Genomic DNA, 15294 nt, shown 5'->3' with positions numbered 1-15294 from the left:
ATTGGGGATTCCTCCTTATGGTTTGTCTCGTCAACTGCCATTTTACAGGAATTTCCCCAATGGGTCATCTTTTATTTTAGGTGTTGCACTTGCATTGTAAATCTCCACGGGGAGAAATGGGGCCCAGCGGAGCGTCCCTGGAAGGGCGCTGGTTTTCGCCGGGGAAATCGGAGAAGGGAACACGTTCTGTCTAAGTTCGAAAACAGCAAAAAAGTACGGTCAACATTTGCTGACCGTACTTTTTTATGGTTTAGGATTTAGCGACGGGTCTGCTTGCGCACCACCACGGCAGTGCTCAGCAGCAGCACCGCAGAGGCCAGAGCGGCCACGTACACCAGCAGCTGAGACGAATCGCCGGTCTGAGGCACGCTCTCAGGATTCTGGGTGGCCTGGGGCTTGGCGGTGCTCTGAGGCTTGTCAGTAGCCTCGGGAGCCTGAGTGGTCTCAGGCTTGTCGGTAGCCTCGGGAGCCTGGGTGGTCTCAGGCTTGTCAGTAGCCTCAGGAGTCTGGGAGGCCTCGGGCTGGTCGGTAGCCTCGGGTTGGTCCGTGGTCTCGGGAGCACCATCGGCGGTGAGGCCGTTCATGGCGTCGCTGAGGGCAGCCACAGCGGCGTTCACGGTAGCCTGGTCGTCCTCGGTGAGGGTCTCGTCGGCCATGACAGCCTGGGCGCTCTGGAGAGCCGTGCGGAACACGGCCACGGACTCGGCGGTGTAGCCGGTGAGGTCCATGCCCTCGGCCTGGTTCAGGAGGTTCTCCAGGACGGACTTGTCCGCCTTATAGCGCTGGGCCAGAATGGCATTCAGCAGCTGCTCCACCACGGGCTCAATGTCCACGTCCATGGCGTTCTCGTCGTCATAGACCTCCTTGGCCTTGGCCAGGGCGTCCACCAGCTGCTGCCAGTTGTCCGATACGTACTTGTCCACGTTCTCCACCATGCCCTCGGCACGGGCGATGAGCACTTCCAGCATGGCCTTGTCGCCCTTGACCCAGTCCAGCTTGAGCACGGCGCGCATCAGCTTGCCGCAGGCGGCGTCCACCTCCAGCTGGGTGGCGGTGGCATCGTCCAGCACGGCCTTGGCCTCGGTCATGGCCTCCTGATAGAACACGGCCACAGAGGGGATGAGGTTGCTGGTGTCCTGCTGGCCGGCATAGGTGTAGAGCTCGGCCAGAGCCTCCTTGTCCACAGTCTGCTGGGTCAGGTTGGCCATGGCATCGTTCAGGGCGGTGACCGCGGCCTCCACAGCAGCCTGATTGCTCTCCTGCGCCAGCACGGCCTTGGCCTGGTCCAGAGCGGTGCGGAATGCGGCCACAGACTCGGCGGTGTAGTCGGTGAGGTCCATGCCCTCTGCCTTGGCCACCAGGTCCTCCAAAATGGCCCGGCTGGCCTTGTAGCGCTGGGCCAGGATGGCGGCCAGCAGCTGGTCCACCACGGGCTGGATGTCGCTGTCCATGGCGTTCTCATCGTCATAGACCTTCTTGGCCTGGTCCAGGGCGTCCAGCAGCTGCTGCCAGTTGTCTGTTACGTACAGGTCGGCGTGCTCCACCATCTGGTCGGCCCGGATGATGAGCAGCTCCAGCATGGCCTTGTCCCCGCGGACCCAGTTGAGCATGTGCACTGCCCGCATCAGCTTGCCGCAGGCGGCATCCACCTCCAGCTGGGTGGCGTCGGGGTCATCCAGCACGGTCTTGGCCTCGGTCAGGGCCTCCTGATAGAAGGCGGCCACGGAGGGAATCAGGTTGCTGGTGTCCTGCTGGATGGCATAGTCGTACACGTATTGCAGGGCATAGGTCTCCACAGGCCCCTGGGGCTGCGGGACCATGGCCTCGTTGAGGTCGGCGGCAGCGGCATCCACTTCCGCCTGGGTGGCGGTGGCGTCCACATACACCCGGCGTCCGGCCAGGACTGCGACCTCCACGGCCTGCCAGGCTTCGGGAGTGTAGTCGGCGCGGTTGAGGCCGTCGGCCTTGGTGAGGGCAGCGGCCAGGGCGGTGAGGTCGGCCAGCTGGGCCTGGTCACAGCCGAAGGTGAGGAAGTCGATGATGACGTTGTAGCTGTTGTTGGCGTTCTCGTTGTCGGTTCCGGTGTTGGTGATGGTCAGGCGGTACTGGTCGTTGGTCTCACCGGTCCAGGCAAACAGCTCCTGCTGGTCCAGCTTCTCAGCGTTGTAGCCGTCCACGGTCTGGGTGTGCACCACTTCGTTGTCGCTCAGGCGGGTGACGGTGAAGGTCATGATGGCCACGCCCACCGCCTTGCGGCCGTAGACCTGAACCTGGTTGCCGAAAAAGTCCACGGTCATGGACTCATTGGCGTTGGAGCACTTGAGCGCTTTGCCGCCGTCCAGGGTGGCGTCGGACAGGTTCACCCAGTTGCCGTTTTTCACCACCACGCTGTCCTCGGCGTTGACACGGGTGAGGGACAGACCGTTCTTGGCGGTGGTGAGTAGGGTCACCATCTCGTCCACCTGGGCCTGGGTGTAGCCCTCGCCCTCCAGCAGGGCCTTGGCCTGGGCCAGGGTCTGCTGGAACACGTCCTGACGGGCCTCGCCATACTTGGTCAGGTCCAGACCCTCGCAGGCGGCAATGAGCCCGGTGAGGGCGCGGGTGTCCACGGCGGGGACGTTCACCTGGGGCTCTTGGCCCTGGGTGACGGAGACGGTGATGGTGTCGGTGACGGTCACCTCGTTGTAGGTGGCCTGGGCAGTGACGGTGTAGTCGCCGGGGGCGGGGAAGGTGACGGTGTTGCCCTCCACGGTGGCCCCGTTGTTGGCGGTGTAGGTCACAGTGGCCTGGGGCTGCTGGGCCTGGCAGGTGCGGAAATACACGTGGGAGGCCAGGTCCACGGACACGGAGGTCTTGCCGTAGGGGATGACCTGGGCCATGGGCTGCTCCAACACCACACCGGCGATGGCGTCGTTGTCGCAGCCGGGCTGGGTGGTCTCGGCGACGTTGGTGGTGAAGGAGACGAAGTTGGCGGCCTTGCCGTTTTCGGCGTTGTAGACGCGGATGGTGTAGGCCTCGTTGGTCTCAGACAGCTGGGTGAAGTCGTCCACGGTGATGGTGTCAGCGGTGGCGTTGTAGGTGTTCACAGTGACGGACTTCACTTCCTGGCCGTCCTGGTACGCCACCAGCTTCACGTTGCCGGCGCCGCCGCCCCGCTTGAGGGTGAAGGTGCCGCCGGTGCCCACCATGTCAAACTCCAGGTAGTTGCCCTCTTTCTTGGTGTAGATGACGCTCTTGGAGTTGAAGGTGGTGTTGACCCACTTGGTGTTGGACTCAGACACGGTCTCGTGGATGACCTGGGTCTGCTGGGTGCCGTCGGAGAGGTACTTGGTGACCTCGTTGGGGGTGTAGGTCTGGGACACAGCCGCGGCCTGGTGGCCGACTCCGGCGATGGCGCCCAGGTTCAGGGTGTCCAGGCTGCCGCCCAGAATATCCTGGCCGCCGTTATCCTCCACCGCCATGCCAGCGCCCACATAGGGGGAGTTGGCGGTGAGGGAGGCGTTCACCAGGGCCTGGTCCCGGGTCAGGCCAAAGAGGTTGGACCCGCCCACAAACTGGGGATCGTCGGTGTGCTGGTTGGCATCCGTGGGGGCCACACAGCCGATGTACACGTTGTTGTCAAAGGAGGAGTTGGCGCCGGGGTAGAAGCAGTCCTTGCGATTGGCCACGGCGGAGTTGGTGAAGTACCAGATGTTGTTGGTGTAGTCCACCTCGTCCCCCTGGTACACGGCGTGGCAGTCCTTGTTGGACAGGAAGGTGTTGTTGTACACCTTGGCGCTCTCCAGCTTGGTGGTAGAGGTCTCGCCCACCGCCACGATCTGGGCGTTGTGGGCGGTAAACACCCCGCTGTCGTTCACCGACAGGTTGAAGCGGATGGTGTTGTTGCGGTTATAGGAGTTCTGGCGGACGTGGAGCATGTAGCCGCCGCCATAGTTGTCATGGGTGTAGTTGTACTGGATGACGCCGTCCCGGGTCATGTCGTCCAGGTTGAAGGCCATGCCGTCGTTGCCGTTGACGCCGTTGCACACCTCGTTGTACTGGAACACCATGCCGTTGGCCCGGTCACACCAGATGCCGCAGCCGTAGCCCTCGTAGGTGCTCTGGAAGGTGTCCACCTTGTTGTACTCCACCAGCACCCCGTTGGTGTAAATGGGGATGATGCCGGAGCGGGTGACATTGTGGATGTCGTTGCCCCGGATGACCACGTTGGTGTGGCGGAAGGCCACGTCATCCAGGGTGCCCTTGACGTTGGTGGTGGTGATGCCGTTGGCCTGGCAGTTCTCCACGGTGTTGTTCTCAATGAGAATGTCGTTGAAGGTGGTGATCTGCTTGGTCTCATCCAGCTCCTGCACCGGGACGTTGAACTCGTTTTTGCTCTCCGGCAGCCGGGCGGTGTAGGTGACGAAGTTGATGCCGCCGGTGCGGTGGGTGGTACGAGCGCCCCAGAAGGTGTTGGTGGTGTTGGGGTTGGTCTGGTCCTCGTCGGTAAAGCCGTCGGTGGGGCTTCCGTCGGGGTTGGTGGGCACTACGGGGTAGATGTCGTCCTGGCCGTTGTAGCCCCGCACGTCGTGGACGTAGCAGTTGCGGATGTAGATGTGGTCAATGACCCCGTAGTCATAGCCCTCCACCCGGATGCCGCTGCGGTCCCGGTTGACGTTGTCCCCCTGGTTTTTCACTTCCAGGTTGTTGATCTCGATGTACTCCTGGTTGTACAGGTACACCGCAGCGCCGATCTGGTCCCCGGTCTCTCCAGTGAAGGGGCCCTGCCAGTCCTTGACCTGGGGCATGAAGTAGGCGCCGTTGCCGTCGATGAGGGGCTTGTCCCCCTGGCCGTACATGTCGATGACAATGGGGTAGCCCTCGCAGCCGGAGCCCTTGGGCCACAGGGTGCCGGTGTACTGGGTACCGGCCTTGATGAGAATCTGGTCTCCGGGCTGGAAGGTCTTGGCGTTGATGTCCTCCAGGCTGTCAAAGGCATTGGCCGGGGTCAGGCCGTCCCCGTCGGTCTTGCCAATGGAGGCGTCCAGATAGTAGGTGGTGCCGTAGGAGGTGTCCTGTTTGGGTTGGGCCTGGGAGTTGCCCGCCACAGCGGGAACGGCCAGGGATACCGTCAGGGCGCCTGCCAGCAGCAGACTCAAGGATTTTTTCAGCATGGTATCATCCTTTCTCTTCTCTCCGCGAGGCCGTACCCCGGCCTCTGGGTGCTTATCTCTCATGATACCACGCCTGTGGGCGGGATGTATATACACTTTATATATAGAACTCGTTTTTCGTGTAAATTGTCAGAATCCCCAACTCCGGCTTGGCGGTTCTGCCCAGTTCCATTCCCGAATTTTTGAATTTTGGTGGTGAAAACTGTCATTCCCTGGATTTTTCAATTTATATCAATGAATTTAGGAACTATTTTTCTGAATTTGCAAGATCTTTACATTGGTTTTACCGACGCAAGATAGCGTTTGCCGCCTCCAGGCGAGTAGGATGATGTACAGCGAAGACAAGGAAGGAGTTTCTCCATGCACATCATCCAAAGCCCCCGGTTTGGGCAGCGTATTCTGGCAATTTTCGTTTGTTTGGTCACCGCCGTGCTGGCGGTTATGCCCTCGGTGTCGGTGTCCTTTCAAAGCTTGGTGTCTGACACCGTCTCCTATATCCCCGGCACCGTGCTGGAGGTGGTGGAGGAGGACCTCACCCCCAGCGATTTGAAGGGCGGCCCCCAGCTGGGGGAGCAGACCCTCACCATTGAGCTCAAGGACGGCTCCCAGATCACCCTCACCAACTACCTCACCAATACCCACAACATCCTGGCCCGTGAGGGGATGCGGGTGGTGGTGTGTGTGGACGCCCCGGAAAACGTGGAGCCCTACTACACCCTCTACCAGTACGACCGCAGCGTGGGCCTGGGGGTGGCGGTGGCCATCTTCCTGCTGTTGATGTTGCTGGTGGGCGGGGAAAAGGGCTTTTACGCCACTCTGGCTCTGGCCTTCTCTCTGGTGTTCCTGCTGAAGATCACCGTGCCGGTCATCTACTCCGGCGGCTCCCCCATTCTGGCGGGGCTGGCCATGGTGCTGGTGTCCACGGCCGTCACCGTCTTCCTCATCTACGGCCTGTCCCCCCGAGGGGTGCTGGGCATCGGGGTGGTGCTGGCAGGCGAGTTTGTGTCCTGCGGGCTGTTTCTCCTCTTTTCCCTGCTGCTCCACCTGTCCGGATTTAAGAGCGGCGATGCAGAAAACCTGTTGGTGGCCGCCCAGAACACGGGCCTGAACATCTCCACGGTGCTCTTTGCCGCCACCATGATCGCCTCCCTGGGCGCCGTGATGGACGTGGCGGTGTCCCTGCTGTCCGCTCTGTGGGAGGTGCGCCTGGCCGACCCGGACATCACCGGGCGTGGACTGTGGCGGGCCGGGCTGCGCATGGGCCGGGACATGATCGGCACCATGAGCAACACCCTGATTTTTGCCTTTGCCGGCGGCTCCCTCACCACCCTGCTGGTGCTGATGACCTACGGCACCGACCCCGTGCAGCTGCTCCACTCCGACTACATCGCCCTGGAGCTGGCCCACGGCCTGTGCGGCACCTGTGCCGTCATCCTCACCGTCCCCCTGGCCTCCCTGGTCTCGGCAGCAGTGTATCCCAAGTGGAGAACCCCTGAGTTGTCTCAGGTTTCTCAATAAAGTTGTAAGAATGTCAGTAAGGAGAGAAAGTATGTTACACAAAAACGCAAAGAAAGTGATCTCCGGCGTCCTCGGCACCTGCCTGGTGTTCCAGCTGGCCGCCCTGCCCTCTCTGGCTCAGTCCTCCGACGTCCCCAACCAGACCCAGACCGCTGTCACCGCTCAGGAGAACAGCGGGGTCCAGACTCTGGCCAGCACCAGCTTCACCGACGTGCTGCTGAGCGTGGGCGCCAATAACACCCAGATGAACGCCACCTGGTATGCCGCCCAGGAGGGGGCCGGCTACGTGCTGGTGGCCAAGCAGAGCCAGCTGGTGAACGGCGCTATGCCCGAGAACGCCGCCAAGTTTGATGCCACCTCCACCCCCGCCAACGAGAGCGGCAAGTGGTCCAACCAGGCCACCATCACCGGCCTGGAGCCCGGCACCGTCTACGCCTATCAGCTGGTGAATGGGGAGGAGAAGTCCGACGTGGCCACCTTCACCACCGCCACCAACGGCGCGTTCTCCTTTGCCTTTGCCGGTGACCCCCAGATTGGCGCCAGCGGCAACGCCGACAGCGACACCCGGGGCTGGGACAAGACCCTGGGCATCATCGCCGACAGCACCCAGTTTGACGGGGTGGACTTCCTCCTCTCCGCCGGTGACCAGGTGAACACCGCCTCCAACGAGGACCAGTACAACGGCTACCTGGACCACGACGAGCTGCTGAGCCTGCCCGTGGCCACCGTCGTGGGCAACCACGACTCCTCCAGCAACGCCTATGACCAGCACTTCAACGTGCCCAACGAGTCCGAGCTGGGCGTCACCAACGCCGGCGGCAACTACTGGTTTGTGTACAACAATACCCTGTTTTTGGCTCTGAACAGCAACAGCATGTCCACCGCCGAGCACAAGGCCTTCATGGAGCAGGCCATCGCCGAGGCCGGTGACGTGGACTGGAAGGTGGTCACCTTCCACCACTCCGTCTACTCCGTGGCCAGCCACGCCGTGGATGGCGACATCCTCCAGCGCCGTGAGGCCCTGGTGCCCGTGTTCGAGGACCTGGACATCGACGTGGTGCTCATGGGCCACGACCACGTGTACGTGCGTACTTACATGATGGACGGCCTGACCCCCATCACCGAGTCTGACAAGTACACCGACCAGGACGGCGACGGCATCCCTGAGTCCGTCACCAACCCCGACGGCATCCTGTATGTCACCGCCAACTCCGCCTCTGGCTCCAAGTTCTACACCATCCAGAGCACCAAGTATGAGTACTCCGCCGTCCAGAACCAGGAGCGGGTGCCCAACGTGTCCCGTGTGGACGTGTCTGAGGACGCCTTCACCATCACCACCTACCGCACCAGCGACATGAGCGTGGTGGACACCTTCACCATCAACCGTGAGACCGCCAACACCAGCCTGCTGCAAAAGACCTATGACTACGCTGTGACCCTGTCCACCGAGGGCGTCACCGACACCGCCAAGAAGGCCTTTGAGGACGCTCTGGCCAACGCAAAGACCATCCTGGCCAAGGATGACGCCACCCAGGAAGAAGTCAACGCCGCTTGGAACCAGCTGCTGGAGGGCATCTGGGGTCTGGGCCTGACTCAGGGCAACAAGAAGCTGCTGAACCTGACCATTGAGCGTGCCGAGGCCATGATGGATGAGGCCGACAAGTACGTGGAGGCCAACTGGAAGACGCTGGTGGACGCTCTGGATGCCGCCAAGAAGGTGGCTGAGGACGGCGACGCCATGCAGGAGGACGTGGACAAGGCCACCGAGGCCCTGCTCAACGCCATTCTGGCCCAGCGCTACAAGGCCGACAAGTCCATCCTGGAGGACCTCATCGGTGAGGCTAAGGGCATCGACCTCACCGGCTACACCGCTGAGTCCGTGGCCGTCTTCCAGAAGGCCCTCAGAGAGGCTCAGGCTGTCATGGCCAACGCCGACCTCACCGAGGATGACCAGGCTACCGTGAACGCCGCTGTGGCTGCTTTGAGCGACGCCATGAACGGCCTCACCGCCGGTGGCGCTCCCGAGACCACCGACAAGCCCGAGGCCTCCCAGGCTCCTGAGGCCACCGACAAGCCTCAGAGCACCGACAAGCCCCAGACCACCCAGAAGCCTGAGAGCAACGTGCCTCAGACTGGCGACAACGCCCAGCTGGGCCTGATGCTCAGCGTTCTGGTGCTGTCCGCCGCTGGCATGGGTGCTGTGGTGACCCTGCGCAAGCGCCGCGGCTAATTCCAAAATCGAGTAAAAAAGTACGGTCAGAGAAATCTGGCCGTACTTTTTTAATGAATAACGAAAAATGAAGAATGAATAATTATGGTGTGCCGCAAGCGGCACAGATTTCATTTTGCGGCGGAGACTGGAGGTTTTTTCCCTTTGGCTCCCTCCGGGAGGGAGCTGGCTGCCCGTAAGGGCAGGCTGAGGGAGCATGCGGGCGGCTAACCATAAGTTTGCACTGGGCATAGACCTTCACCGGACTTTCTCGGCCAATCTGGAACGCTCCGCCTCTTGCGTCAGAGCCCTTGAGACCGTGCGGCAATCTCCTTCCGTCACGGCTACGCCGTGCCACCTCCCTCCCTGAGGGAGGCTTTGGGCATGGGCCCAGCGGAGCGTCCCCGGCTGGGGCGCTGGTCTCTGCCGATGAAATCGGAGAAGGACAGACTCTCATAAATAAATATAACAACAAATGGATTTTAAAGCCAAGCAATTGTGTACTCTTTACACAAAAATGGGTGACTGAAATTTGGTGTGGATGTGGATAGACGTGCCCAGGCCAGTCTGTTACCATCCACCGTCACCTACCAGGAGAACGGCGTCACCTGCACCGCCACCCTCACCGTCCAGGGCGAACAGCCCCAGGTGACTCCCACCCCCGCCCCCGAGGTCACCGACAAGCCTCAGGTCACCCAAAAGCCTGAGAACGTGCCTCAGACCGGCGACGACACCACCGTCACCCTCTACGTGGTGACTCTGGCCGCCTCTCTGGCCCTGTTGGGGGGCACCGTTGTGGTGCATCGCCGCCGTCAGCGCTAATTGGCCGCAGGTTAGTAATTTGCTCCAAAAACTGCTGAGAAGCGGGCTTTCGCTTCTCAGCAGTTCCTATTTTTAATAAAAATTGCCTATTTTGCCCCTGGGGATTGTGTGAAACACCGCAACGAGGCAGACCGCACAGGTGGAAAACTTGTGAAAAATGCATAGAATTTTCCCGATGGGTTTGGCTGTTCCGTCTGTGGACAGGTGAAAATTGGTCTGTTATCATTACTATAAAGGCAATAGATTCGGCACACAGCCGACGGTTTCCCCACTGGGGGTGGAACTGTCGGCCATTGGGATGTTACTGTTCAATCAGGCATAACCACATGTGTCACTGCTTCGGACGAGAGGAATGGGTGATGGGACCTTCAGATTGAGGCAGTGGGCGTGTGGTTATTCTTTTTTGGGCGGAACACATCCGGCGAAACTTGCCCTAAGTACAAGAGAAGACAAGAAGGAAGAGGTGTAACGTATGAAGAAGTCCCTGAAGCGCGGACTGGCCGCACTGTTGGCAGCTGTGATGCTCACCAGCGGTCTGGCCGCATCGGCGGCAGCTCAGCCCAAGGCGGACAACGTGAATCTGGCCCGTCTGGACGGCGTGGTAGCCACTGCCTCCGACACCGAGACCGACAAGTTCCCCCCCTCTGCCACCATTGACGGCAACTATGAGGATACCTCCCGCTGGGGAACCAACAACGATGGCAAGGGCACCACCGAGCGCTGGCTCCAGCTGGACCTGGGCGCCCGGTACTCCATCGACAGCTTTAAGGTATTCTGGGAGAAGACCAACATCCAGGACTACACCATTGAGACCTCCACCGATGGCTCTGAGTGGACCCAGCAGGTGGTGGTCACCGGCGCTGCTGCCGCCCGTGAGGTGGAGCACCAGCTGGAGAACGCTGTGGTGGCCCGCTATGTGCGTCTGAGCGTCACCAAGTACGGCCAGTCCGTGTCCAACTGGTGGAACGTGGGCGTGCGTGAGTTCGAGGTGTACGGCAACGATGAGGTGGTTCCCGTCATCGGCAACCTGGCCCGCCTGAGCGGCGTCACCGCCACTGCCTCCGACACCGAGACCGACAAGTTCCCCCCCTCCGCCACCATCGATGGCAACTATGATGAGGCCTCCCGCTGGGGTACCAACAACGATGGAAAGGGTACCACCGAGCGCTGGCTCCAGCTGAACCTGGGCGAGGAGCGCACCATCACCGGCTTCAAGGTGTTCTGGGAAAAGACCAACATCCAGACCTACTACATCGAGACCTCCACCAACGGCACCGACTGGACCCAGCAGGTGTTTGTGGAGTCTGCCGATGGTACTCTGGAGCCCGAGCACCAACTGGCTGAGGCTGTCACCGCTCAGTATGTGCGTCTGCGTGTGACCCAGTACGGCGAGGCTGTGTCCAACTGGTACAACGTGGGTGTGCGGGAGTTTGAGGTGTACGGCCACATGCCCGAGGATGCTGGCAGCGATGTGGTGAAGCTCCCCGAGGGCACCAACATCGCTCGTCAGAACGGCGTGATCGCCTCCGCCACCAACGTGGAGAGCGGCACCTCCTTCACCGCTGACAAGGCTCGTGACGGCGACAAGACCTCCAAGAGCTCCCGTTGGGCCACCGACATCGGCGTGAAGAACCCCACCATCACCTACAACCTGGGCAACACCTACATGGTGGGCAGCGTCATTCTCTACTGGGAGAGCAACAACCCCGACAAGTGGTATGTGCAGACCTCCATGGACGGTGAGCAGTGGACCACCCAGAAGACCTTTGAGGGCAAGCTGACCAGCGGCGCTCCCATCCAGACCGTGAACTTCGATGCCCCCGTAGAGGCCCGCTATGTCCGGGTTTGGGTGGAGAAGTACAGCAGCACCTACTGGAACAACGTGGCTATGTATGAGTTTGAGGTGTACCAGGAGGAGTCTGAGATCGTGGTCACCCCCGCCAACACCGCTGAGACTCTGGCCCAGAGCATCCAGATTCAGGACGGCAAGGTGGTCATGACCGGCGAGGTGCCCGAGAAGTACACCGCCACCTGGGGCTGCAACTATGAGCAGGTGGTGGATGCCTCCGGCGCCATCCACACCCCCCTGGTGGATACCACCGTGGAGATCTCCGTCACTGTGCGTGACAAGAACGACACCACCACCTGTGGCTCTGCCACTGTGGAGCTGGACATCCCCGGCGTCAACTCCGCCAACGAGGGCAACGCCAAGCCCGCCGTGGTGCCTGAGCTGGCCCAGTGGTACTCCGCTGCCGACCAGAAGGGTCTGACCTATGCCATCACCGCCGACAGCCGCATCGTGGCCGACGACACCTTCGCCTCCGTGGCCAAGGAGCTCCAGGCCGACCTGAAGGACCTGTTCGGCCTGACCCTCCCCATCGTCAACGACACCCCCAAGGCCGGCGACATCAGCCTGGTGTACCACGATCAGGCTGGCTTCGACAAGGAGACCTACAACATGGTGGTCACCGACCAGGTGGTCATCCAGGCCAACGACGCCACCGGCGCCTACTGGGGCACCCGCTCTGTGCTCCAGGCCCTGCAGCTGTCCGGTAACCTGACCATCGCCCAGGGTACCGCCTGTGACTACCCCGAGTTTGAGAACCGTGGCTTCATGCTGGACGTGGGCCGTAAGCCCACCTCCATGGAGACTCTGAAGACCATCTCCAAGACCATGGCCTGGTACAAGATGAACAGCTTCCATGTGCACCTGAGCGACAACCTCATCTTCATGGAGGACTATGTGGCCGCTGGTAAGGAAGCCGAGGCCTGGAACTCTTACCAGGGCTACCGCCTGGAGTACTCCGATGATGGCCTGACCTCCAAAGACTACTACTACACCAAGGCCGAGTTCAAGGACTTCATGGCCTACTCCCGTGCCCTGAGCGTGGATATTATCCCCGAGCTGGACGTGCCCGCCCACGCTCTGTCCATCACCAACTACATCAAGAACACCCTGGGTCGCCCTGATCTGGTGCTGAACAAGAAGGGCGGCAACCGTCCCTGGTTCGACCACGTGGACATCAGCAAGCAGGACGGCATTGACATCATCAAGGAGATCTACGACGAGTACATCGACGAGGATATCTTCGACGAGAACACCATCGTGCACATCGGCGCCGACGAGTTCTACGACAGCCACCCCGCCTACCGCAACTTCCTCATCCAGATGATCGACTACATCGAGAACGTGAAGCATCGTCAGGTCCGGGTCTGGGGCAGCTTGACCTCCATGAACGGCGGCGAGGGCTATAAGTTCGGCCCCGAGCACGTCCAGGGCGCTCAGATGAACATCTGGAACACCGGATGGGCCAACCCCCAGCAGATGTTCAACCTGGGCTTCGGCCTGGTCAACACCATCGACGGCTACCTGTACATGGTGCCCAGCGGCAACGGCAGCGTGGGCGGCTACGGCGACTGGCTGAACACCCAGAACCTGTACAACTCTTGGGAGCCCGAGAACATGGGCGGTACCATGATCCCCACCGGCTCCACCCAGATGCTGGGCGCCTGCTACGCCATCTGGAACGACAACATTGACACCCGTGCCGCCGGCATCAACGAGACCGACCTGTACACCCGCTTTGTGGACGCTCTGCCCTACCTGGGCACCAAGATGTGGGGCACTGGCGGCAACGGCCTGGACCGTGACTACGCCACCCTGAAGGCCGATGTGGCCACCCTGGGCGCTGCCCCCAACACCAACCCCTATCACACCATCGACCTGGCCGAGGGCACTCAGGAGTACGCTCAGTATTCCTTCACCGACACCCAGGACCGCTCCGGCAACGACCGTGACCTGACCCTCAACGGCGCCTCCCTCACCGACGGCACCCTGACCCTCACCGGGGACAGCTCCTACGCCTCCACCGGTCTGGACGTCATGGGCCCCAAGAACACCGTGTCCCTGCGGCTGTTTAAGGCCAGCACCTCCAACTCCGGCGAGCAGATCATTCTGGAAGCCGACGCCGCCTACGGCGAGACCACCGTCAAGGCCATCGCCAACGAGGACGGCACCTGGAAGCTGGGCTTTGCCCGTGAGCTGTACGAGTACGAGTTCGATTACAACCTGCCCTGCGATGAGTGGGTGGAGCTGACCATCACCAACGAGGGCAACAAGACCTACCTGCTGGTGGACGGTGAGAAGATCGCTGCTGTGGGTTACTTCCTCCCCGACGAGAACGCCACCACCCAGTTCATGGGCAAGACCGGCATCACCTACTCCTCCTTCAACATTCCCGTGGCCCGCATCGGTTCTGAGACCAATTCCTTCGTGGGTCAGGTGGACGACGTGATGTTCTACGCCAACGGCGTGACTCCCACCGCCAAGCACCAGGTGACCTTCAACTCCATGGGCGGCTCCGCTGTGGAGGCCGTGGTAGTGGCCGATGGCCAGACCGTGGCTCAGCCCGAGGCTCCCGTGATGGAGGGCTACACCTTCGGCGGCTGGTACACCGACGAGAACTGCACCACCGCTTACGACTTTGACGCCGCTGTCACCGCCGACATCACCCTGTACGCCAAGTGGACTGCCAACGAGCCCGCCGACACCACTCTGCTCAAGGATATCTATGACAGAGCTGCGGCGGAGGACTACTCCAACCTCATCGACTCCGCCAAGGCCTACTATGAGCAGGCTCTGGCCGATGCCAAGGCCATTCTGGCCGATCCCGCCGCCTACACCCAGGCTCAGGTGGACGAGGTCACCGACCGTCTGCTCAACGCCGTGTGGATGCTGGACTGGGTCAAGGGCAACCCCAAAGCTCTCCAGCTCCTGGTGGACCGCGCCAACCAGATGATGGACAACGCGGACAAGTATGTCTCCGACAACTGGCAGCTGCTGGTGGACGCTCTGGCCGATGCCGAGAAGATCCTGGCCGAGGCCAGCGACACCATGCAGGGCGAGATGGACGAGGCCGCTGACGCGCTGCTGGATGCCATCCTGGCCCAGCGCTATAAGGCAGACAAGTCCATCCTGGAAGAGCTGCTCAACCAGGCCGAGAGCATGGATCTGTCCAGCTTCACCGCTGAGTCCGTGGCTGTGTTCCGCACCGCTCTCCAGAACGCTCAGGCTGTCATGGCCGACGAGACCCTCACCGAGGACGACCAGGCTACCGTGAACGCCGCTGTGGCTGCCCTCAGCGACGCCATGAACGGCCTCACCGCCGGTGGCGCTCCCGAGACCACCGACAAGCCCGAGGCCTCCCAGAAGCCTGAGAACACCGACAAGCCTCAGGCCACTGAGAAGCCCGAGAAGGTGCCTCAGACCGGCGACTCCAGCCTGCTGCTGGTGTATGTGGCCATCCTGGCCTCCACCGTGCTGCTGCTGAGCACTGCCGTGGTGGTGCGCAAGCAGACCCGTCGCTAAGCTCTAGAACTACAAAAAGTACGGTCAGCTTCGGCTGACCGTACTTTTTTCTGTTTTGAGCCTAGATAGAACGTGCTTCCTTCTCCGATTTCCCCGGTAGAACCCAGCGCCCTTCCAGGGACGCTCCGCTGGAAGACCTCCTAAAGGCTCCCCTGTGTAAGGGGTTGTCCGTCTAACCGCCCAAGGCTCAGGCTTGCCAGCCTGGTGGGGACGCTCCCCGCTGG

5 protein-coding genes are annotated in these 15294 nt (G+C 61.4%); 4 read left to right on the top strand and 1 reads right to left on the bottom strand.

All coding sequences use genetic code 11. The annotated features are described in order from the left end of the window. Window positions 1–257: 257 nt before the first annotated feature. A complete protein-coding gene (locus B5F22_RS11235; RefSeq protein WP_087392625.1) occupies window positions 258–5153 on the bottom strand; it encodes a right-handed parallel beta-helix repeat-containing protein in 4896 nt (1631 codons plus the stop codon). Window positions 5154–5513: 360 nt separating this feature from the next. On the opposite strand from B5F22_RS11235, the gene B5F22_RS11230 reads away from it, so the two are divergent. The 4 genes from B5F22_RS11230 (at window position 5514) to B5F22_RS11215 (ending at window position 15070) form a co-directional block, all read left to right on the top strand. Further along, window positions 5514–6671, top strand: coding sequence for a YibE/F family protein (locus B5F22_RS11230; RefSeq protein ID WP_087392624.1), 1158 nt, complete (start codon window positions 5514–5516; stop codon window positions 6669–6671). 31 nt (window positions 6672–6702) lie between these two features. Continuing rightward, complete coding sequence (locus B5F22_RS11225) at window positions 6703–8901, top strand: metallophosphoesterase family protein (RefSeq protein WP_158096694.1); 2199 nt, start codon at window positions 6703–6705, stop codon at window positions 8899–8901. 516 nt (window positions 8902–9417) lie between these two features. Beyond that, window positions 9418–9702 carry an LPXTG cell wall anchor domain-containing protein gene (locus B5F22_RS11220; RefSeq protein WP_158096693.1) on the top strand — a complete coding sequence of 95 codons (285 nt, stop codon included), beginning with the start codon at window positions 9418–9420 and terminating at the stop codon, window positions 9700–9702. 472 nt (window positions 9703–10174) lie between these two features. Further along, the gene (locus tag B5F22_RS11215) at window positions 10175–15070 is read left to right on the top strand and encodes a discoidin domain-containing protein (RefSeq protein ID WP_087392621.1); all 4896 of its coding nucleotides are present in this window, start codon (window positions 10175–10177) and stop codon (window positions 15068–15070) included. The last annotated feature ends 224 nt before the right edge of the window (window positions 15071–15294 follow it).

The organism is Pseudoflavonifractor sp. An187, from assembly GCF_002160275.1.
GTDB lineage: Bacteria > Bacillota > Clostridia > Oscillospirales > Oscillospiraceae > Enterenecus > Enterenecus faecium.
The sequence above is the reverse complement of the archived record's forward strand: the minus strand, read 5'-3'. Positions and strand labels throughout refer to the sequence as shown.